The following is a 20,253-nucleotide window of genomic DNA, read 5'->3' as shown; positions in this document are numbered from 1 at the left end:
ACGGTGTCACGCTATCGATTTCGGCCAGGAAGCGGTCGCGCCGCGTCAGTTTTTTCTTGGCGGCGTATTCGAGGTCGAGAAGCTCTTTTGCATGATGGGGCGCGGACGGTGAACGTAGCGTGATTGTCTCAGGTCGCGGCACCGACGGGAACGGGGCGGCTGAATTAATCAGCGCTTCCTTAAGTCATACGAAAAACTGAGCGACAAAAAACTCACTAAAACCACTTTCCATCAAAGCAAGGGACTGGAGACTGACTTTGTTATTCTTGTTAGTGCGCCAAAGTTCTTCGGTTCGAATAATCTTAAGAACAATCTTTACCGACTCGCCCGACTCCCACAAACATTTGATCAGGCCCAGCAAAATGAGGCATTCCGCGTGGCTTACGTAGCGGCAACCCGCGCCAAAAAGTTGTGCATCTGGTTTGCGGAACCGGGAAACGGCAGTGTGATGAGCAAGGTGATAGCGGATGGAAAGTACCGTCAATCGATGGAAGCGCAGGCTGTGGTGCATTATATTAAAGAGTGCTTTAATAAGCCGCGGGCTGACAATCTGATTGAAAGCTAAGCATTGTCACCTTGCCTGACATTCCTACCGATGCCGCAAGCCTACTACAGCGCCATACGCATCGGCACGAACGCAATCCCATCCATCTCCACCTTCGGCCCTGTGGCGATAAAGCCCAGGCTTTGATACAGCGGCAAGGCATACACCGATGAGTTCACGGTAAAGCCGGTTGTATTGCCACCAGCCAGCGAGGTATCGCGGGCGGCTTGCCACAAACGGCGCGCCATGCCGCGCCGGTGCAGCGCGCGCGGCACGAACAGATGGAACAGATGCGTGTTGTCGCGCAGGGCCACCACGCCCGCCAGCTCGCCATCGATATGGGCCAGTTGGTAATCATATCTGGCTTGCGACAGATAATTTTCAATCGCCGCCAGCTTGCAGTTCTCGATAAACTTTTCCGCCCCCTCCCCGTTCGGGTGCAGGGTCAGGAAAGGCATCAAATCATCGATCAGGGCGGCGATGGCGGGGGCGTCGGCGATGGTGGCGGGACGGATAAGGCAAGAGGAAATAAGCTGGTTCATCTGGCAAGTTTGCCATAGCAGCGGCCAGGTAGAGAGCATTTAAAGTTGCGAGATTTCGGATATTTTTGGGTGAGGAAGATGTTACGCTCCATGATCACCAGCCGAGTTCGGCCAATGGCGTACGTTGGATAGTCCAGCCGACTTATAGCGCTCCAATACTCTAATGCCGTTCAGTTAGCGTCATTTTTACCCCAAAAGCAAACCCTGGGGTCGGACCCTGCAGGGTCCGACCCCGGCACTTTCGACGTTGGGGTAAGTAAAAAGTGTGCAGGACTAGCTAACTGAACAGCATTACTCCAATGCTGCCCGGTTGTCATTTCCAACAACAGAGACCAGGCTTGCTGCGCCTGCGGCTTGGCGGCCGGAGCGACAGTCAAGTTACCAGCACAATTTTTCGCCACATCTTCCACATTGCTGAAATCGGGTGCGGCCCCCAGCCAAGCACGCGCTGATAATTATCCATCATCAATGCCTCAGCAAAAATCGCGGCTACTGGTCCGTAAGCGTCCCAGCAAATGCGACATGTCGACCAGGCGCTTGGCGATCAGGTTGCGCACGATGCCTTCCCGTTGCCATACGCCGTACACGCCCAGCAAGGGCGCGCTCAATACTTCGCGGCGCTGTTCTTCCACCAGATTGGGCCAGACGATCACGTTGACGGTGCCCGTTTCGTCTTCCAGTGTCATGAAGATGACGCCCTTGGCCGTGCCCGGACGCTGGCGCACGGTGACGATGCCGCAGGCGCGCGCCAGTTGGCCATCCGTATAGGTCATCAAGGTAGCGGCCGGCATAAAGCGCTGATCCAGCAATTTCGCGCGCAGCAGCGCCAGCGGATGGCGGCCCAAGGTCAGGCCTTGCGCGCGGTAATCGCCGACGATGGTTTCGCCTTCGGTGGGCGCGGCCAGCACGGGCAAGTCTTCCTGCACGCTGGTGGGGCGCAGCAAATCGCGCTCCGGCACGGCGCCCACCGCCTGCCACATCGCGTCCCTGCGATTGCCGGCCAGCGCCTGCAAGGTATTTCCTGCCGCCAGGATCTGCAAGTCGTGGCGGTCCAGGCTGGCGCGTCGCGCCAGGTCGGCCACATCAAGAAAGGGAGACATGGCGCGCGCGTCTTCGATACGCAAAGCCGCTTCCATCCGCATGCCATATAACATGCTTAACCCCAGGCGCACCATGGGCGCAGCCATATCGCCTTCCAGGCTTGATTCCCAACCGCTAAGCATCACATTGACCGGCAACACCTGCACGCCATGGCGGCGCGCATCTTGCACCAATTGCGAGGGGCTATAAAAGCCCATGGGCTGGCTATTGAGCAAGGCACATAAAAAGGCGGCCGGCTCGTGACATTTCAGCCAAGAACTGGCGTAAGTGAGCAGCGCGAAACTGGCCGCATGCGATTCCGGGAATCCGTATTCGCCAAAGCCTTCGATCTGGCTGAAGATATCTTCCGCAAACTGCCGCTCATAACCATTGTTGACCATCTGCTCGACGATACGTTCATGGTAATTATTCAGCCCACCTTTGCGTTTCCAGGCGGCCATGGCGCGCCGCAATTCGTCCGCCTCGCCGGCGCTGAAACCGGCCGCGATCATGGCCACCTGCATCACTTGCTCCTGAAAAATCGGGATGCCCAGGGTGCGGCCCAGCGCCTTTTCCAGCCCTTTCGGGTACACCACCGCCTCCTTTTTCTGGCGCCGCTGCAAATACGGGTGGACCATGCCGCCCTGGATGGGGCCGGGGCGCACCAGCGCCACTTCGATCACCAGATCGTAAAACTCGCGGGGCCGCAAACGCGGCAGCATGCTCATCTGCGCGCGCGATTCGATCTGGAACACGCCGATGGTATCGGCCAAACACATCATGTCGTAAGTAGCAGGGTCTTCAGATGGAATATCCTGCAAACGGACGACCTCACCACGCCGCAGGCTAACCAGCTCCAAAGCGCGGCGCAAGGCCGACAACATGCCCAGCGCCAGCACATCGACCTTCATCAAGCCCAGTTCTTCCAGGTCATCCTTGTCCCACTCGATCACGCTGCGCCCTGCCATGGTGGCGTTTTCGATAGGCACCAGGCGCGACAGCTTGCCTTGCGCAATCACAAAGCCTCCCGGATGCTGGGACAGATGACGGGGGAAACCCAGCAACTGCTGCGCCAGGCTGGCCCATTGCTGCGACAGCGCCGCTTCCGGGTCCAGACCGCATTCAGCCAGGCGGTTCAACAAATCGCGCTTGCCATCGAACCAGTGATGCGCCTTGGCCACTTTTTCCACGATGGCCAGGTCGATCCCCAGCGCCCGGCCGCTATCGCGCAAGGCGCTTTTCGGCCGGTAGCTGATCACCACGGCCGCCAGCGCGGCACGCCCTCGGCCATATTTGGTATAAATATATTGAATCACTTCCTCGCGCCGCTGGTGTTCGAAATCGACGTCGATATCGGGCGGCTCATTGCGCTCGCGCGACATGAAACGCCCGACCAGGGAATTGCCGCGCGCCGGATCCACTTCCGTGATGTGCAGGCAATAACAGACGGCCGAGTTGGCGGCCGATCCCCGCCCCTGGCACAAGATGTCTTGCGAGCGGGCAAAGCGCACGATGTCGTACACCGTCAAAAAATACGCTTCGTAGCCAAGGTCGGCGATCAGTTCCAGTTCCTGCTCGATCTGCTCCTGCACCAGCGCTGGTATGCCCAAGGGAAAGCGGCCGCGCGCACCCGCATACGTTTCTTGACGCAAATAACTGGCTGGCGTGTGGCCGGCAGGCACCAGTTCATCGGGATATTCATACTTCAGGCTATCGAGCGAAAAGCTACATAGCCTGGCGATGCGCAAGGTTTCCGCCAGCGCCTGCGGCGGGTAGAGATTGGCCAGGCGCACGCGCGCACGCAAATGCTGCTCGGCATTTTGCGCCAGCGCATAACCGCACTCGCCCACCGGCTTGCCCACCCGGATCGCGCACAAGGTGTCGAGCAAAGGCTTGCGCGAGCGCACATGCATGCATACATGGCCGACAGCGACCACCGGCAAACCCAGCGCCTGACCAGCATCGAGCACGCTCATGCGGTGCGCATCGTCCTGTGCCCGCTGCAACAGATTCAAGCCTATCCAGCAACGCCCTGGGCCAAAGGTGGCAGCCATCCACGCTGCCTGTGCAGACACGGTTTCCGGCTGTGCCGGATAGCTGGGCAGCAAGATCATCAAACAGCCAGGCAAACCTTGCAAATGAGAAAACCCGGGCGACGGCGCGGCAAAATCGTCAGCCGTCAGCAGATAACGTCCCTTGGCCGCGCGCGTGCGCGCCATGGTGATCAGCTCGGATAAATTGCCATAGCCCTCGCGGTCTTGCACCAGCGCCAGCAAGGACAGACCCGGGCTGCCGTCAGCCTGCGTCAAATGAAAGTGCGCACCGATAATCAAAGGCAAGCCGGCCCGCTTGGCCGTTGCATGGGCCCGTACCACGCCGGCCAAGGAGCATTCGTCTGTAATGGCCAGCGCCTGGTAGCCCAGTTGCACGGCACGCGCCACCAGCTCATGCGCATGCGAAGCCCCATGCAGGAAGCTGAAATTGGTCAAGCAGAATAACTCAGCATAATCCGGTAAGCCTGCGCCCGACATGATGCACCTCAATACTGTATATAAACACAGTATATTATACGCATCCGAAAAGCGACTTTTCGTTTATGCTGAGACCCTACCCCTTAACGCCACCGACCATCATCCACCATGACTGTCCATCTCCTGAAATGTTTCGGCGCCGAAGCTGGCGGCGGCAATCCTGCGCTGGTGGTTGAAAACGACCACAGCAATGAAACGGCGCGCCAGGCCTATGCACTCGAACGCAATGTCAGCGCCTGCGTCTACATCGACCGCCAGCCCGACGGCGCCATCGTGCTCGATTATTTTTATCCGCACACGCGCAGCCCCTTGTGCCTGCATGCGACCCTGGCGGCCACGCATATCTTGCTGGGTGCAGCGGACGCGCCAGAGACCATGACGGTGACGACGGCCATGCGCGGCCAGGCGCTGCGGCTGGTACGCAGCGCCGACGGCTATCTGATCGGCCTGGCGCCGCAGCAGTCGCCCACCGTGAATCTGGAGCGGCATATCCCGTCGGAACTGATGGGCCAGCATATGCACCTGGTGTCGCCGCCCGCCATCGTCTCGGTGGGCAGTCCCAAGCTGCTGCTGGAAGTGGCCGACCGCACCACCCTGCGCGCACTGCGGCCGAACCTGGAATTGATTGCCGACTGGGGAGGCTTAAACAAGGTCAGCGGCTGCTATGTGTATTGCCATATTGGCGATAATCAATACGAAGGGCGCAACTTCAACCATCTCGATCCCGCGCTGGAAGACAGCGCTACCGGCGTGGCGGCGGGCGCACTGGCACTGCATCTGCAACAGTCGCTGAGCCTGTCGCAAGGCCATGTGACGCAGCAACCCTGTTTGATCCAGGCACAATACAAGCCCGGCGAAATCTGGGTAGGCGGCATGGTGCAAACAAGCACTTAAATAGTGATTAAGTCGCAATAACGCACCACGCTGATGCAGATAAAAAAACGGGGCAACAAAGAAACAACAGTCGCACTTAATTTGTGACAACAAAACAAATTATTGCTGGTGAGACATGAAATATTGGCACTAGAATCAAGTGGCCTATACCACTTGGAGATACTGCGTGCCGACTCTCACCACCTTGCGTAAAGCCGTCCTTATCAGCCTGTATGGCAGCGCCGCCCTGGCCCTGTCCAGTCCCGCCGCGCAGGCACAGAACCAGGGCGGCGAAGCCGCCGCCACGCAAAGCGAGCTGCAAACGGTCAGCGTGGTCGGTTCGCGCCGCGTGGCCAGCTCCGCCACCGATACCATGGTGCCGGTCGATATCATTCCCATCTCCAAGGTGTCTGAACAAGGCGGCCAGTTTGACCTGGCGCAAACGCTGCAATACATCTCGCCCTCCTTCAATTCCACGCGCCAGACGGGCGCGGATGGGGCCGACCTGATCGACTCGGCAGCCCTGCGCGGACTCGGTTCCGACCAGACTTTGGTGCTGGTGAATGGCAAGCGGCGCCACACGACGGCGCTGGTCAATCTGTTCGGCGCGCGCAACCGCGGCAACACGGGCACCGACATGAATGCGATTCCCTTGCTGGCGATTAAAAACGTGCAAGTGCTGCGCGACGGCGCCGCCGCCCAGTATGGTTCGGATGCGATTGCCGGCGTGATCGATATCGAACTGAAAAAAAGCCTGGGTTGCGAAGCGGTGGCCGGCTACAGCCAGTATGGCGTGGGCGACGGCAAGAATTACCTGACCTCCGCCTATTGCGGCATCGCATTGGGCGACAAAGGCACGCTCGCCATCACGGGCGAATACCTGGACCGTGGCCGCTCGAACCGGGCCGACGCAGACAGCCTGCGCATCATCGGCGATACTAAAACGCAAAACCAGACGCTGTACCTGAATGGCGATTACGCCACCAGCGGCACGGGCAAGCTGTACTTCACGGCCGGCGCCCAGACGCGCGATGCATCGAGCGCCGCCTTTGGCCGGGGCGGCATCGGCAGCGACGACATTCCATCACGCAACTCGGCCGCCATGTACCCCGATGGTTTCGTGCCTTTTATTAACGGCAAGATCGACGACCGCTACGCCATCCTGGGTCACCGTAGCCAGATCGGCGACTGGCATGCCGATTTTTCGCAAACCTATGGCTACAACCGGATGCGCTACGACATCAGCCATACCCTGAATGCCTCGATTGCCAACCTCGACCTGTTAAAAGGCGGCAAGGGAGTCAGCGCCAGCAACTTCGACGCGGGCGGCTTTTCGTTCCAGCAACTGACCAGCAATGCCGATTTCAGCCGTTATTACGACGACATCCTCAAAGGCTTGAACCTCGCTTTCGGCGCCGAATACCGCAGCGAGGAATACCGCATCATGGCCGGCGAACCCAATTCCTACATCGATGCCGACGGCGTGGGCGTGGGCGGCAATGCGGGCAGCCAGGGCTTTCCCGGCTTCCAGCCCAGCGACGCCACCAAGGCCAAACGCCACAGCATCGCCGCTTATGTTGATGTGGAACTGGATCTGACGGAGCGCCTGAAAACGCAGGCAGCCGTGCGCTATGAAAAGTTCAGCGATTTCGGCTCGACCGTGACAGGCAAGCTGGCCGGCAGCTACAAGCTCACACCCGACGTGCTGCTGCGCGGCTCGGCCAGCACGGGTTTCCGCGCGCCATCGTTGCAGCAAGTGTATTTCTCCTCGACCTTTACCGACTTTATCGGCGGCGTCCCCACCGACGTGGTGCTGGCGCCCAACGGCGGCGCCGTCGCCAACGCGGCCGGCATCCCGAAACTGAAAGAAGAAAAATCCACCAGCTTTACCCTGGGTGCCACCTGGACACCCACGCAAGCGATTTCCGTGACGGCCGACCTGTACAACATCAAGATCAAGGACCGCATCGTATTGTCGGGCCGCTTCAATGCGGACAATTACCCGGACCTGGCGGCGCGCCTGGCCTTGCTGGGCGTGGGCGAAGCACAATTCTTCGTCAACTCGATCGACACGCGCACGCGCGGGCTGGACCTGACAGCCTCGCACAAGGGCGAATTCATCGGCAACAAACTGACCACCTTCCTGGCCCTGAACCTGAGCCAGACGGAAGTGACGAAAGTCAAGACCCCGCCGTCGCTGGCAGGCTACGCCGACGTGCTGCTATCCGAACGCGAACGCCTGTTCATCGAACAGGGCGGCCCGCGCGCCAAGTCCACGCTGGGCTTCGACTACGTCACCGGCAAGCTGGAGTCCGACCTGCGCCTGATTTATTTCGGCCCGCAAACCCTGGGCACCTTCAGCGGCACGGCCGCCGGCGTGCCCAACGCCCACTATTCGGCCAAGGCCTCGGCCGACCTCAGCTTCACCTACAGCATCAACACAAACACCAAGCTGACCTTTGGCGGCAACAACATCTTCAACGTCAAGCCCAGCACGCAAAATCCGGACGAAACCGATAACGGCTTCAAATCCGACAGCGTGCAATTCGGCCTGAACGGCGCCTCGTATTTTGGACGGTTGTGGGTGAAGTTCTGAGCCTGCAGTGCATATGACAACAGCGGCTGCGCCGGCATGGGCAGCCGCTGTTGTTCAAGGCGGGATCAACAGGATTGGATCGCCAGCTCAGGCGTCTATCTCGGCTGCAAGCGACTCAAGCCCACTGCATCATATTCATCAATCGAACCAATTGATCGCACGAAGTCAGACTCGCGCCAATTTCTGTGGTTTTGCAGCCAGCACCAAAGGAATGGCAAATGGCCCCAGCAATACGGCCGACATGGTCCTGAGCGTGGTATTTTTTACGCCACGGCGCTTGGCAATCATGAGGCAAGCCATGTGGGAAAGCAGCCAAATAAACGCTGGCATATAAGCAGACATCATTACCTCCGGGTACTGTTTATGGCAGAAAAATCATGGTGACACGGAAAAGTTGCCCGCGCAATATCAAAGTATCCATACCCCGCACAGCCCGCTGCAGGCGCCAGGCATCCAACGCGTGACACTTCAATCATTGGCCGCAGGACCGGCTGCTTCTGCCGGCTTGGCGCCGTTGCACTTCGATTCTATTTCATCTTTTGTCGGCCGCAGCACATAGGCCAGCGCACCCACGGCGCACCCCGTCAACAAGCCTCCGAGCGTGATTCTCATCGGCGCGCTATCGAAAAAGATCAGGAACCCGACCAGACCTCCGACGGCGCACGCGCTCCATAAGCGCAGAACATTAAATCTCAACAACAAAAAATACATGGGAAAGCCAACAATGGCGATGCCGAAAAATGCAGCGGGAACGCCCATCAGCAGACCAAATAAAAGCCCCATGAAAACGTCACTGAGCATGCCTGCGTCCGAGGTCCCCAGTCCGGAGAGTGTCATGACAGGGATGCTCACAAAGGGTGCAAGCAGCAAGGAGCGCCATGGCATTGCATATCTTTTAAAGCTCCTGAGCATCCATTATCTCCTGTCTCGCAGCGTCCGCGTTTAGCGGCACGCGGCTCCACGCACAGGATACTATATTGCCTAAATGAAAAGCGCAGAGATTTGCATAGCAAGCAAGTTGCAGCGCAGCAGTGCCGATGCTGCAGTTATGCCTGGGCCGGCGCAAAATAACCGCGCATGTAATCGATATACGCCTCCTCGCTCAAGGTACGCCGCGCCTTGACGAAGCCGCGCGCATCGTCGCCGATCAGGTAGCGCAGCCGGTCGCTGCCATCGGTCAGCGCCGAGTGGATCAACTGGGCCACATCCTGCGCCGACATGGAACTGGCGGCGGCCATCTTCGCGTACGCCGCTTGCGTATCGGCGATAAACGCATCGTAGCTTGCCAGTTCCGGCGTGGGCAGCGCCGTGGCCTGCGCCGAGGTGGCGTTAAAGGCGGTGCCCGTCACGCCGCCATGGGGCGTCACCAGCTTGACGACGATATGCTGCGACGCCAGTTCATACGACAACGCCTCCGTAAAACCTTCCAGCGCGAACTTGCTGGCGCAATACAGGGAAGCGAGCGGCAAGGTAAACATGCCCGCACCCGAACTGACGTTGAGCACGGCGCCGCCACCCTGCGCGCGGAAATGCGGCAGGATGGCGCGGATGGTATCCATCACGCCAAACACGTTCACGTCGAACTGGCGCTGCACGGTGTCGGCGGGCACCGGCTCGAACAGGCCGATCTGGCCATAACCGGCATTATTGACCAGCGCGTCGATGCGGCCGAAACGCGCGATACCGGCCTCGATGGCAGCGGCGATGCTGGCCTTGTCTTCCACGTCGAGGCGCGTTACCAGCACGCCGGGCAAGGCAGCCAGCGCCTGGCCTGCGGCACTGCCGGGTGTGCGCATGGTGGCCACCACATTCCAGCCTTGGGCGGCAAAAAGTTGAGCAGTTGCCTGGCCGATGCCTTGCGAAGCGCCCGTGATCAAGATGGTCTTGTGCATGATGTTCTTTCAATGAAGGGGGAAGTGTGTGGAACACAGACAAGATAGCCCTCTTGCATTGAACTAACAATCCGCATAATCTTGCATGAGTTGCTGCATAAAACAGGATAATCAGAAGGTCTCAAAATGAAGCGGACAGGTTTGATCGAACTCAATGCCGTCGTCGCGGTGGCAAGCCAGCGCAGCTTCCGCAAGGCGGCGGCAGAACTGGGCATGTCATCCTCGGCGCTGAGCCACGCGATTGCCAGCCTGGAAGCGCGGCTGGGCGTGCGCCTGTTTCACCGCACCACGCGCAGCGTGGCCCTGTCCGAGGCGGGCCAGCAATTCCTGGCCCGCGTGCAGCCGGCGCTGGGGCAGATCGCCGAAGCCATGGATGGCGTGAATGCCTTTCGCGACACGCCGTCCGGCACCTTGCGCATCAATACCTCGGAAGGCGCTGCGAAGATGATCCTGGCGCCGCTGGTGCTGGCCTTTCTGGCGCGCTATCCCGACATGCAGGTCGATATCGTCACCGAAGGCCGGCTGGTCGATATCGTTGCCGAAGGCTTCGACGCCGGCATCCGCGCGATGGAAAACGTGCCACTCGATATGATCGCCGTCCCCTGCACGCCACCGCTGCGTTTTGCCGTGGTGGGCTCGCCCGCCTATTTTGCGCGCCACGCGCCACCGCTTGCGCCCGACGACCTGCGCCAGCACCGCTGCGTGCGCAGCCGCCTGCCGGGTGGCGCACTGTACAAGTGGGAATTCGAACGGGGCGGCGAACGCTTCGAAATCGATCCGCAAGGCCCATTGACCCTGGACAACCATCACCTGATGATTGCTGCCGCGCTGCATGGCGAAGACTTGATCTGGACCAATGAATGGGCCGTGGCCAGCCTGCTGGAAGAAGGCCGGCTGGTGCGCGTACTGGAAGACTGGTCGCCACCGCTGCCGGGTCTGCGCCTGTATTATCCAGGTCATCGGCACGTATCGGCCGGCATGAAGGCTTTCCTGTCCATGCTGCGCGAGACCTGGACTGAATCTGCCTGACTTTACAGAAAGAAGCACACGTGAATACGACAAGCACACTCGAATTCTGGTTTGATTTCGGCAGCAACTACAGCTACCTGAGCGCCATGCGCATCGAAGCGCTGGCGCGTGAAAAGAAGGTCGAAATCGTCTGGAAACCCTTCCTGCTCGGCGTGGTCTTCCAGTCGCTGGGCTGGCCAACTTCACCGTTCGTGCTGCAAAAGCTCAAGGGTGACTATGCCTGGCGCGACATGGCCCGCCTGTGCGAAAAGTATGGCTTACCATGGCAGCAGCCGACCAGCTTTCCCCGCACCGCCCTGCTGCCGATGCGCGTGGCGCTGATCGCTGCCGACCAGGGCTGGATCGCAGCATTTGTCCGCCGCATGATGACCATGAATTTTGCCGAAGACCGCGATATTGACAATGTGGCAGCGGTCACAGAGGCACTGACGGAATTGGGCCTCGATGCGCCGGCCATCCTGGCGCTGGCCTTGAGCGACGAGAACAAACTGCGCCTGCGCCGCCAGACGGAACAGGCGCAAACACGGGGCCTGTTCGGCGCACCCAATTTCATCAGTGGCGAAGAACTATTTTGGGGGAATGATCGGCTGGAAGATGCGCTGGCGTGGGCTGCAGATTCCAGCCACTAAGCTAAAACTGGGGTCAGACCCGCCGGGTCTGACCCCGGCTCTTTGCCGCTGGGCTTAATCAATCTGCCTACATTCATCAGTCGCCAAAAACGAAATTTACGCTCCCGACAAACCAGCTATCTCGCGCTGCATATTCTCCACCGCCCGCTGGTTGTACTGCCCCGAGAAATAGTCATCGCCAAACAGCTGGCCCGCCTGTGCCTTGGCGCACAGGTGCTGCAAGGCCAGGCTGCGCTGCTCCTTGAAGCGTGCGGGGTCCACGTGGCCGTATTCGCGCGCGATGGCGGCCGTGTAGGCATCGTAGACATCGTCGTCCTGGCCCAGGATGGTGAGATCGGCGCCCAGGATGGCGTCTTTCAGCGGATGTTGAATCGCCGGTCCCTGGAAGTGGTCGGTGGCCCGTATCAGCTGCGCCACATCCAGATTGTCACCCGCATCGAGGCCGCTGCCCAGCCACAGCTGGGCACTGGCCTCTTCGCTGGAAAACAGCGCGTCGTCATCGTGGCCGTAGACGGCATCGTGGAACCAGAAGGCTTTCCTGGCAATCGCGCTGTCGCGTTTCGAGGCGCCCGTATTGTCGGCCCACACGCGCAGCTCGGACAAGCCGTGCACCAGGTGGTCGAGGTTGTGATAATGGCGCCCGGCGCCGCCGTACGCCTGCGGCCCCGTCAGGCGGGTGAACCAGTCTGCGGCCAGCGCCAGTTCGGCTTCGCCGGAGCCGGTCCACAGGGTGTCCCACTCCTTGTGCAGCCAGTCGAGTATCCAGGCCTGGTAGGCGGCGGCAGGCACGAATTTCTTCATGGTCCAGTTCCAGCCGACCGGGCCTTCCAGCGCTTTCACGAAGCTGGAACTGACGGAACCGAGGTCGCGCGGCGGCATCACGAAGATGGTTTTTGCCCCCGCAAGCACGTCCACATTGGTTTGCTGGATCAGGTTTTCATAGTCGAAATCGGCGGTGGTGCGGATGCCGCGTATCAGGTAGTCGCAACCGTATTTTTTCGCTGCGCGGGCCGTGTAGTCGCCCTTGACGATCACCACCTGCACATTGTCCCAGCCGCAGGCGCGCGCGCTTTGCTCGATGATGCGCTTGCGGTCTTCGGCGGGAAACTGCGGTTTCTTGGCCGGGTTCTGCGACAGGAAAACGATCACCTCGTCGGCCAGCGAACGCGCCTCGCCGATCACCCACATATGGCCGTTGGTGATGGGGTCCAGGGTTCCTGAAAATCCGATCTTCTTCATGCTGCTTGCTCCCTACACTGGCTGCTCTTATTGCGCAGACAATATAGGGATGGCGTTGCCGCGTCAATGCGCGCAGGCAAAGATCACGCAAGATCAGCCCGTTTCAACCCAAAAACGCCTTATTTCTTGGGCGGCGCAGGAAACTCCAGCCGTACGCACAAGCCGCCCAGGCGTTCGGATTTGTCCAGCACCAGGCGCGCGCCGTGGCGCTCGGCGATGGCCTTGATGATGGCCAGGCCCAGGCCGCTGCCATTCGCATCCGTGCCGGGCACGCGGTAAAAGCGGCTGAAGACGCGCTCGCGCTCTTCGGGCGGGATGCCGGGGCCGCTGTCTTCCACCGACAAGGTCACGCCAGCCGGCGTGGAACGCAGGTCGATGTCGACCGTGCCGCCCTGCGGCGTGTACTTGATGGCGTTGTCGACCAGGTTGCGCAGCAGGATATTCAAGGCATCGGCCTGGCCGGCAGCCGTGGCCGGATCCATATGGTGCAGGCCCAGGTCGATCTTGCGCGCCTGCGCCACGCCGGCCATGTCGCCCAGCGCGCGCTTGACGACATCGTTCAGGTCCACCTGCTGCAGCTGGTCGCCGCTGGCCGCGCTGGCTTCCTGGCGGGCCAGCACCAGCAACTGCTCGACCAGGCGCGTGGCCCGCTCGATGCCGCCGCTGACCCGCGAAATGGCCAGGCTGCGTTTTTCTTCGGATTCGGCGCGCTCCAGGCTCAATACCTGCAGCTTCAGGGCCGCCAGCGGCGTGCGCAATTCATGCGCGGCATCGGCCACGAAATGCTGCTGCGCGTCGAACGCCGTTTTCACGCGCCCGAACAGCAGGTTCAATTCATGCACCAGCGGGCGCACTTCGTCAGGCAAGCCCGCTTCCGAGACGGGCGACAAGTCATCTGCCTGGCGCGCCGCCACCTGCTTGCGCACGCGCGACACGGGCGCCAGCGAACCGCTGACCACCCACCACACCACCAGCATCAGGATCGGCGCCATCAGCGCAATCGGTCCCACCGTGCGCAGCGCCAGGCTGCCCGCCATGCGCTTGCGCACGGCCATGTCCTGCGCAATCTGCACGGTCTGGGAACTGGTTTGCACGGAAAAGATGCGGTAGGTCGTGCCGTTGGCCTTCACATTGGAAAAGCCCAGCACGGCGCGCTGCGGCAGTTCGGCGCGCGTGATCGAACGGAACACCTGCACGCCGTCCGGCGTCCACACCTGCACCACCATGTCGTTGTTGACAGGGTCGGCCGGCAAGGCTTCGGCGTGATTGGCCAGCGGCGCGCCGGAGCGCAGCGACAGCGCCATCTGCTGCATGTGGTAGTCGAAAATCTGGTCGGCGTCGTACAGCGCGCTGCGGTAGGCGATCGAGGCTTGCGCCAGGGCCGCCATGATGATGGCCGCCAGCAGGAACCACAGCAGGCGGCCGCGCAGCGAGTGGGTGACCTTCACCGTAACCTTCACGCCTTCGGTACCATATAGCCGAGGCCGCGCACGTTCTGTATCAATTCGCTGCCCAGTTTCTTGCGCAAGCCGTGGATATACACTTCGACCGCGTTGCTGTTGACTTCATCCTTCCAGCTGTACAGCTTTTCTTCCAGCTGGGCGCGCGACAGCACGATGCCCGGGCGCGCAATCAAGGCTTCCAGCACCGCCCATTCGCGGGCCGACAGGTTGACCGGATGGCCGTCGGCGATCACTTCGCGCGTCAAGGGATTGATGGAGACGCCCTGATGTTCGAATACGGGCTCCGGACGGCCGGAGGCGCGCCGCAGCAGCGCGCGGATGCGCGCCAGCAGCTCGTCGAGATCATACGGCTTGAGCACATAATCGTCGGCGCCCGCGTCCAGCCCGGCGATGCGCTGTTCGACGGCGTCGCGCGCCGTGGCGACCAGCACTGGCGTATCGAGCTTGCGCAAGCGCATCGAGCGCAGCACGTCGAGGCCATCCTTGCGCGGCAAGCCCAGGTCCAGCAGCACCAGGTCATAGGTCTGCGTCTGCAGGGCCGTATCGGCCATGTCGCCATCCTTGACCCAGTCCACCGCGTAGTGCTCGGCCCGCAGCAGATCGAGCACCACCTCGCCGATCATCGTGTCATCTTCTACCAGCAATAAGCGCATGTGTGCCTCTCGTGTTGTTATTTACTTTTTCTGCATTCACCTCAAAGGCGAAAGGCTGGAGTCAGACGGGGACGCCGAGTCCCGACGGGTCTGACCCCGGTATCAACCCAGCCGTACCGGAATAAATATCTTATCCGGGCCGCGCTGTATCAGCAAGGCCACCGACTTGGCGGACTTGTCGACGACGTCGCGCACCTGCTCGACCGTATTGACAGGGTGACCATTGACCGACAGTAACACGTCGCCTGGCTGCACCCCCGCATTTGCCGCCGCGCCGCCGGCGTCTTCCACCAGCAAGCCGGCGCTGATACCCGCCTCGCGCTTTTCATCCGCCTGCAGGGGCCGCAGGGCCAGGCCCAGGCGTACCTTGCCGGCAATGCCATTGTTTTGCGCCACGTCGGCCACCTTGTCGGCGGCATTGCCCAAGGTCGCGGACAAGGTGACGATCTTGCCGTCGCGCCAGACATCGAGGTTGATTTTATCGCCAGGCAGGGCGACACCCACCATGGCCGGCAAGTCGCCCGAGGCGATGATGCGCTGGCCATTCATCTTGCGGATCACGTCGCCCGATTTCAAGCCGGCCTTGTCGGCCGGGCTGCCCCGCTCCACATTGGCCACCAGCGCGCCTTCCGGCGTGGCCAGCTTGAACGAGTCGGCAAAGCCCTGGTTCACTTCCTGCACCGTCACGCCCAGTTTCGCGTGGCTGGCCTTGCCGGTAGCGACGATCTGGTCCTTGATGCGGCCGGCCAGGTCGATCGGGATGGCAAACGAGAGCCCCTGGAAGCCGCCCGTCTGGCTGTAGATTTGCGAATTGATGCCGACCACCTCGCCACGCGTATTGAACAGCGGGCCGCCCGAGTTGCCGGGATTGACGGCCACATCGGTCTGGATGAAGGGCACGTTACTATCATCTGGCAAGGAACGGCCCTTGGCGCTGACCACGCCAGCCGTCACCGTGCTGTCGAAGCCGTAGGGCGAGCCGATGGCCAGCACCCATTCACCCACTTTCAAGTCGTTCGAGTGGCCCAGCGGCACCACGGGCAAGTTGCTGGCGTCGATTTTCAGCACGGCAATATCGGTTTTCAAGTCAGTACCGAGCACCTTGGCACGGAATTCGCGGCGGTCGTTCAGCTTGACGGTCACTTCACGCGCATCGCGCACCACGTGGGCGTTGGTCATGATGACGCCGTCCGGGCTGACGATAAAGCCGGAACCGAGGCCATGCGTCGGCACGTCGCGGCTGCGCTGTCCGCCTTGCGGCCCCTGGAAGCGGCGGAAAAATTCAAAGAAAGGATCGGTACCATAATCGTCGGTGCCGGCCTGGCTGTTGTCGGCGCTGACCTTGGTGCTGCCCGTGACGCTGATATTGACCACCGCAGGGCTGTTGCGGGCGGCAATTTCGCTAAAATCGGGCAGGGTCATTTGCGGCGCTGCGGTAGCCGGGACCGGGGCGACGGCAGCAGGAATGACCGGCGCACTGTTGGCGCCAGCGTAATTTTGATGCACGATCATCGCGCCTCCTGCGCCCAGCACACCCATCGCGACCAGCGCGGCTGCAGTGCGTTTGATGCTGAGAGATGGCGTCGTTGACTGATTGTCCATGAATTGCTCCTCATTTAATGAGACTTTGATGTGTGCAATATTGGGCCAGCAGACTTAGACCGTGCTTAACATTTTGTGTGCGCTTTTGTGTGCGCATCACGGCGGCTTTTGCCTTTAAGCATGGTCTAATATTGCCAACATCAGAGATAAAATGTGGGGCCGAATGTAAAACTGGCCGGATAAACCGGCCAGTATTCTACTGCACGCCCATGTCGCGTTGATGACAGGGCCTAGCTGCTACAGGGAATGATTACGCTGCCTGGCGCTGTTCCAGCACGCTGACATGGGCGTCGGCGCCGTCGGCGATCTCGATCTTGCGCGGTTTCAGCGCTTCCGGCACTTCGCGCACCAGGTCGATGGTCAGCATGCCGTTTTCAAACGTGGCGCCCGTGACCTTCACGTGGTTGGCCAGCTGGAAGCGTTGTTCGAAATCGCGGGCAGCGATGCCACGGTGCAAGAAAGTGCGTTCCACGCCATCTTTCTGCTTGCGGCCCGTGACGTGCAGGGAATCGCGTTCGGTGATGATATCGATCTCCGCGCGGCTGAAACCTGCCAGCGCCATCACGATACGGTATTTATCTTCCGACACCAGTTCGATGTTGTATGGTGGGTAGCTCGGTTGCGCATCGGCGCGTTGTTCGTTGAGCAGTTGTGCCAGGCGATCAAAGCCGATGGCGGAACGATACAGGGGAGCAAGGTCAAAAGTACGCATGGTCAATATCCTTTAAAAAGTAAGCGATAAGTATCGCGGACCTCACCGTGAGCATCCGCGTGTTACCAATCTAAGGACGATGGCCATGCGTTCAAGGCCTTGAAAAATGCGATTTTTGCCCCAGTGGCGAAAATATTTAGGCTATGTCACCGTCAGATGTGGGAATTCTCCCAAGGTTGCTTTCAATAATGTTTCAGCCGACAGGATGCGCCTGGCATCGAGTATCCAGCGCCAGCCCAGGTAGTTGGACAGATAGCGTGTCGCCACGCCGTGAAAGATGCTGAGCCATCCGCGCAAGCGGCTGTGATATGCGTTGACGTTCTGCACGTGGACTGCGCCGCGTACGCGGATGCCGGCACGCAAGTTGACGGCTTGATGGCTGATGCCCGTTTCCCGGGCAAACGCGGCATACGCCGCATGACCATCGGTCACCAGCAAAATATCCTTGTCGATCACGGGCGGCAAGCAATGCAGGAGTTGCTGCTTCGTGATGGGCCCCTTGCCAGTGACGAAGTCGATGGTTTGCCCGGTGCGGTCGCGCGCTACCAGGATGCAGACCTGTTCGCTGGAAATCCCGCGTTGGCGGGCATGGCCACCACGCCGGCGTGCCGGACGCCGCAAATGCCGCGCCCCTTTTTCCGATTCCAGCAGATACAGCGCATCGGCCTCGGTGATGCCATGCAGGCAGCGCGGGCGGTCGGTTTTTGCCAATGCTAAAAAACGGTGGCGCCAGCGAAAGCTGGTATTGCGGTGAATGCCCAGTTGCTGCGCAGCCTTGCGCACAGAATCCGAGTTCAACAGGCAATCGGCATACTGCAGCCACAAGGCTTTGTGACGCAGATGCGCCAGGGGCGTGCCCGTCAGCGCATTGAATGTTTTGCCGCAAGGCACACAACGATAACGCTGCAGATCGTTGGCGCGGCCGTGCCGGTGCAGATGCCGCGAGTGGCACGCCGGGCAACATAGCCGCGCCTGGGCCGTGCGTTCGATCAGCGCGACAGCCGCTCGCTCGGGCGGCGTGCCGCTCAGCATTTCTACGCTGCCCAGGCGCTGGCGCCGAGACAATGCCACGAACTGCGCGATGAATGCCTGCCACTGCGCTTGCAACATGATGGCCTCCCTGTTTGGCTGGTCTGATCAGTCAGACCTCAGCTTTGCAGGCAGGTTCCCCTATTTAATGAGGACAGAGCCAATATTTTTTGCCTCCTCCGCCAGACCCATCCGGCAGGGGCTGCCATGCTTACTGGCTGGCCAGGACATTGCCCTTTTTATCCACCAGCTCGACCTTGACGATTTCGGCGCGCACCAGGTTCTGGCTGATATCGGCATCTTGCGCAAACGCATACACCACCAGCTGCAAAGCCTGGTATTTGCTGCGCAAGCCTTCGATGGTCCGCGCCGTCTCTTCGGCCGGCACGTTCAGGTAGCGGAAACCATCGCCATTGCTGAAGCTGAGCTTGTAGGTGGAATTATCAAAGAAGTAGCGCGTCGCGCCCGATTCCCACAGCGAACTATCGAGCGGAAAGCCTTTCTGCTCGAAGTCATATTTATTGACCGGGTTATCGATCTTCAGGCGCACATAGCGCTGCGCGCCGGCCTGCGCCACGGCAGCGTCGATCTTCGGCTGCAGCGCCTTCAACAGATCGTTCTTGTGGAATTCATCGCTGGAGCGCGCATAGTCGGACGACACCACCCCGGCGATTCTGGCATAGTCGATGGGCATGGCTGCCAGCGACAGGTAGGAATACATCAGTTGGTTGCCGCTGGTCAACTCCTGGTAGCTGGCGGCGGGGGTGGACTTGTCCGCCTTCGGCAAGGCGGCGCGCACCACTTCCTGCTTGATGGCGGCGACGGTTTTCGGCGCCGTCGCATCGGCCAGGGTCGGCGCTGGCGTAGCGGCCTTGTCGCCGCAGGCGGCCAGGCTGGCCATCAGCAAGGCCAGCAATAATGGTTTCTTGTATGCGTTCAACATGATTTCTTTCAATAAAAGTGAAGATCAAACGGCCTTGGCGGCCAGGAATGTGATGCAGCCCCGGGCTGCAAGGTAGAGGCTGACGGCCAGCGACAGGTAGGCGCCCGGGCCGATGCTGATGGCGCGCAGTGCTTCGCGCGCCATGCTCGAACTCATCTCGGCCATCATGCGCGCCGCCTCGGCGCCACCGAACTGGCTGGCCGCGCCTTGCGCTTCGCTGATGCCGTTGCTGATGCCGCTATACATCAAGCCGGCGACCAGCAGCATGAACAGCAGCGGCAACAGGCCGCCCAGGTGTGCGCGCTTATCCTTCCAGGCATGGGGCAGCAAGGGTCCGGCCAGGCACACGATGGCCAGGAAACCATATATGCCGCTGCTGCCCGAGGTATTGCCGAACGATTGCAGCAAGCCCGACGGCGCATTGAGCAAGGCCAGCAGTTTCCAGAAACTCAGGCCCGGATTGAAATTGGAAGACACCCGTACCGAGATGGTATTGAGGAAAAACCAGGCGATCACCAGCAGGCCCAGCGACACCAGCATGGGCACGCCCAGGCGCGCCACCACACCGCTGGCCACTTCCGCGCCCTTGGCCCTGGCGGCGGACATGGCCAGTTCAGCTTGCTCCTTGGCCAGCTGGGTGTCGGCCACCGGGTAAATCGCGCTGACCGCCTGCGATGCATCCAGTTCCACTTCGACCACCATATTCACCCTGGGCGCCGTGTCCGATTTCCACATGCCTTCCAGCTGAAATGGGTATTGCTCCAGGCCAATGGCAAGCAGGCCGGGGCCGATGCTGGTATCGCGTAAAATCTTGCCGCGCTGTTTCATCTGAACATCCTTTCTTGTGAGGGAAGATGAGCCGCTGGCATGCGGCCCTTTGCCCTCTTATTCGCAAG

Annotated in this window: 18 protein-coding genes; 5 read left to right on the top strand and 13 right to left on the bottom strand. The window is 60.6% G+C overall.

Features of this window, described 5'->3' with window-relative positions:
• Window positions 1-163 precede the first annotated feature (163 nt).
• Window positions 164-565, top strand: coding sequence for a 3'-5' exonuclease (locus tag ACL9RI_RS03295; RefSeq protein ID WP_422725167.1), 402 nt, complete (start codon window positions 164-166; stop codon window positions 563-565).
• 44 nt (window positions 566-609) lie between these two features.
• On the opposite strand, the gene ACL9RI_RS03290 is transcribed toward ACL9RI_RS03295, so the two are convergent.
• Window positions 610-1,125 (bottom strand): GNAT family N-acetyltransferase, encoded by a 516-nt coding sequence (locus ACL9RI_RS03290; RefSeq protein ID WP_422725148.1) that lies wholly within the window; start codon window positions 1,123-1,125, stop codon window positions 610-612.
• 434 nt (window positions 1,126-1,559) lie between these two features.
• Complete coding sequence (locus tag ACL9RI_RS03285) at window positions 1,560-4,697, bottom strand: error-prone DNA polymerase (RefSeq protein ID WP_422725147.1); 3,138 nt, start codon at window positions 4,695-4,697, stop codon at window positions 1,560-1,562.
• A 108-nt stretch (window positions 4,698-4,805) separates the two neighbouring features.
• Between ACL9RI_RS03285 and ACL9RI_RS03280 the strand changes: the two genes are divergently transcribed.
• Together ACL9RI_RS03280 and ACL9RI_RS03275 are read left to right on the top strand one after the other, a co-directional pair.
• Window positions 4,806-5,591: a PhzF family phenazine biosynthesis protein gene (locus tag ACL9RI_RS03280; protein WP_422725146.1), complete on the top strand. Its 786-nt coding sequence runs from the start codon at window positions 4,806-4,808 to the stop codon at window positions 5,589-5,591.
• Between the two features lie 166 nt (window positions 5,592-5,757).
• Window positions 5,758-8,166, top strand: coding sequence for a TonB-dependent receptor plug domain-containing protein (locus ACL9RI_RS03275; RefSeq protein ID WP_422725145.1), 2,409 nt, complete (start codon window positions 5,758-5,760; stop codon window positions 8,164-8,166).
• Window positions 8,167-8,331: 165 nt separating this feature from the next.
• Here the strand turns inward: ACL9RI_RS03275 and ACL9RI_RS03270 are convergent, their stop codons facing one another.
• From ACL9RI_RS03270 to ACL9RI_RS03260, 3 genes are all read right to left on the bottom strand, one after another.
• A complete protein-coding gene (locus ACL9RI_RS03270) occupies window positions 8,332-8,508 on the bottom strand; it encodes a hypothetical protein (RefSeq protein ID WP_422725144.1) in 177 nt (58 codons plus the stop codon).
• A 126-nt stretch (window positions 8,509-8,634) separates the two neighbouring features.
• Window positions 8,635-9,003 (bottom strand): hypothetical protein, encoded by a 369-nt coding sequence (locus ACL9RI_RS03265; protein WP_422725143.1) that lies wholly within the window; start codon window positions 9,001-9,003, stop codon window positions 8,635-8,637.
• A gap of 209 nt (window positions 9,004-9,212) precedes the next feature.
• The gene (locus ACL9RI_RS03260; RefSeq protein ID WP_422725142.1) at window positions 9,213-10,058 is read right to left on the bottom strand and encodes an SDR family oxidoreductase; all 846 of its coding nucleotides are present in this window, start codon (window positions 10,056-10,058) and stop codon (window positions 9,213-9,215) included.
• Between the two features lie 126 nt (window positions 10,059-10,184).
• On the opposite strand from ACL9RI_RS03260, the gene ACL9RI_RS03255 reads away from it, so the two are divergent.
• Together ACL9RI_RS03255 and ACL9RI_RS03250 are read left to right on the top strand one after the other, a co-directional pair.
• Window positions 10,185-11,087, top strand: coding sequence for a LysR substrate-binding domain-containing protein (locus ACL9RI_RS03255; RefSeq protein ID WP_422725141.1), 903 nt, complete (start codon window positions 10,185-10,187; stop codon window positions 11,085-11,087).
• Window positions 11,088-11,107: 20 nt separating this feature from the next.
• Complete coding sequence (locus ACL9RI_RS03250) at window positions 11,108-11,716, top strand: 2-hydroxychromene-2-carboxylate isomerase (RefSeq protein WP_422725140.1); 609 nt, start codon at window positions 11,108-11,110, stop codon at window positions 11,714-11,716.
• A 96-nt stretch (window positions 11,717-11,812) separates the two neighbouring features.
• Here the strand turns inward: ACL9RI_RS03250 and coaD are convergent, their stop codons facing one another.
• From coaD to ACL9RI_RS03210, 8 genes are all read right to left on the bottom strand, one after another.
• Window positions 11,813-12,955, bottom strand: a complete 1,143-nt coding sequence (gene coaD / locus ACL9RI_RS03245; RefSeq protein WP_422725139.1) for a pantetheine-phosphate adenylyltransferase — start codon at window positions 12,953-12,955, stop codon at window positions 11,813-11,815.
• 119 nt (window positions 12,956-13,074) lie between these two features.
• Window positions 13,075-14,343 (bottom strand): ATP-binding protein, encoded by a 1,269-nt coding sequence (locus ACL9RI_RS03240; RefSeq protein WP_422725166.1) that lies wholly within the window; start codon window positions 14,341-14,343, stop codon window positions 13,075-13,077.
• Between the two features lie 68 nt (window positions 14,344-14,411).
• Window positions 14,412-15,071: a response regulator gene (locus ACL9RI_RS03235; RefSeq protein ID WP_422725138.1), complete on the bottom strand. Its 660-nt coding sequence runs from the start codon at window positions 15,069-15,071 to the stop codon at window positions 14,412-14,414.
• A 102-nt stretch (window positions 15,072-15,173) separates the two neighbouring features.
• Window positions 15,174-16,673, bottom strand: coding sequence for a Do family serine endopeptidase (locus ACL9RI_RS03230; protein ID WP_422725137.1), 1,500 nt, complete (start codon window positions 16,671-16,673; stop codon window positions 15,174-15,176).
• A 250-nt stretch (window positions 16,674-16,923) separates the two neighbouring features.
• Window positions 16,924-17,385 carry an Hsp20 family protein gene (locus ACL9RI_RS03225; RefSeq protein ID WP_422725136.1) on the bottom strand — a complete coding sequence of 154 codons (462 nt, stop codon included), beginning with the start codon at window positions 17,383-17,385 and terminating at the stop codon, window positions 16,924-16,926.
• A 141-nt stretch (window positions 17,386-17,526) separates the two neighbouring features.
• On the bottom strand, window positions 17,527-18,495 hold the full coding sequence (locus tag ACL9RI_RS03220) for an IS1595 family transposase (RefSeq protein WP_422725135.1): 969 nt from the start codon (window positions 18,493-18,495) through the stop codon (window positions 17,527-17,529).
• 130 nt (window positions 18,496-18,625) lie between these two features.
• Entirely contained in the window at window positions 18,626-19,357 is a 732-nt protein-coding gene (locus ACL9RI_RS03215; protein ID WP_422725134.1) for a hypothetical protein, read from the bottom strand.
• A 24-nt stretch (window positions 19,358-19,381) separates the two neighbouring features.
• The gene (locus tag ACL9RI_RS03210; RefSeq protein WP_422725133.1) at window positions 19,382-20,185 is read right to left on the bottom strand and encodes a hypothetical protein; all 804 of its coding nucleotides are present in this window, start codon (window positions 20,183-20,185) and stop codon (window positions 19,382-19,384) included.
• Window positions 20,186-20,253 lie beyond the last annotated feature (68 nt).

Source organism: Janthinobacterium sp. Mn2066, from assembly GCF_049319705.1.
Taxonomy (GTDB): domain Bacteria; phylum Pseudomonadota; class Gammaproteobacteria; order Burkholderiales; family Burkholderiaceae_D; genus Janthinobacterium.
Note: the sequence above shows the minus strand (reverse complement) of the source record. Positions and strands in the feature narration are given on the sequence as shown.

Excerpts from the sequence above, each read along its gene's own strand:
- ACL9RI_RS03235 (WP_422725138.1), bottom strand. The coding sequence starts at position 15,071 with ATGCGCTTATTGCTGGTAGAAGATGACACGATGATCGGCGAGGTGGTG.
- ACL9RI_RS03280 (WP_422725146.1), top strand. The coding sequence starts at position 4,806 with ATGACTGTCCATCTCCTGAAATGTTTCGGCGCCGAAGCTGGCGGCGGC.
- ACL9RI_RS03210 (WP_422725133.1), bottom strand. The coding sequence starts at position 20,185 with ATGAAACAGCGCGGCAAGATTTTACGCGATACCAGCATCGGCCCCGGC.
- ACL9RI_RS03290 (WP_422725148.1), bottom strand. The coding sequence starts at position 1,125 with ATGCTCTCTACCTGGCCGCTGCTATGGCAAACTTGCCAGATGAACCAG.
- ACL9RI_RS03240 (WP_422725166.1), bottom strand. The coding sequence starts at position 14,343 with ATGGCGGCCCTGGCGCAAGCCTCGATCGCCTACCGCAGCGCGCTGTAC.
- ACL9RI_RS03265 (WP_422725143.1), bottom strand. The coding sequence starts at position 9,003 with ATGACACTCTCCGGACTGGGGACCTCGGACGCAGGCATGCTCAGTGAC.
- ACL9RI_RS03255 (WP_422725141.1), top strand. The coding sequence starts at position 10,185 with ATGAAGCGGACAGGTTTGATCGAACTCAATGCCGTCGTCGCGGTGGCA.
- ACL9RI_RS03270 (WP_422725144.1), bottom strand. The coding sequence starts at position 8,508 with ATGTCTGCTTATATGCCAGCGTTTATTTGGCTGCTTTCCCACATGGCT.
- ACL9RI_RS03230 (WP_422725137.1), bottom strand. The coding sequence starts at position 16,673 with ATGGACAATCAGTCAACGACGCCATCTCTCAGCATCAAACGCACTGCA.
- ACL9RI_RS03285 (WP_422725147.1), bottom strand. The coding sequence starts at position 4,697 with ATGTCGGGCGCAGGCTTACCGGATTATGCTGAGTTATTCTGCTTGACC.
- ACL9RI_RS03220 (WP_422725135.1), bottom strand. The coding sequence starts at position 18,495 with ATGTTGCAAGCGCAGTGGCAGGCATTCATCGCGCAGTTCGTGGCATTG.
- ACL9RI_RS03225 (WP_422725136.1), bottom strand. The coding sequence starts at position 17,385 with ATGCGTACTTTTGACCTTGCTCCCCTGTATCGTTCCGCCATCGGCTTT.
- coaD (WP_422725139.1), bottom strand. The coding sequence starts at position 12,955 with ATGAAGAAGATCGGATTTTCAGGAACCCTGGACCCCATCACCAACGGC.
- ACL9RI_RS03260 (WP_422725142.1), bottom strand. The coding sequence starts at position 10,058 with ATGCACAAGACCATCTTGATCACGGGCGCTTCGCAAGGCATCGGCCAG.
- ACL9RI_RS03215 (WP_422725134.1), bottom strand. The coding sequence starts at position 19,357 with ATGTTGAACGCATACAAGAAACCATTATTGCTGGCCTTGCTGATGGCC.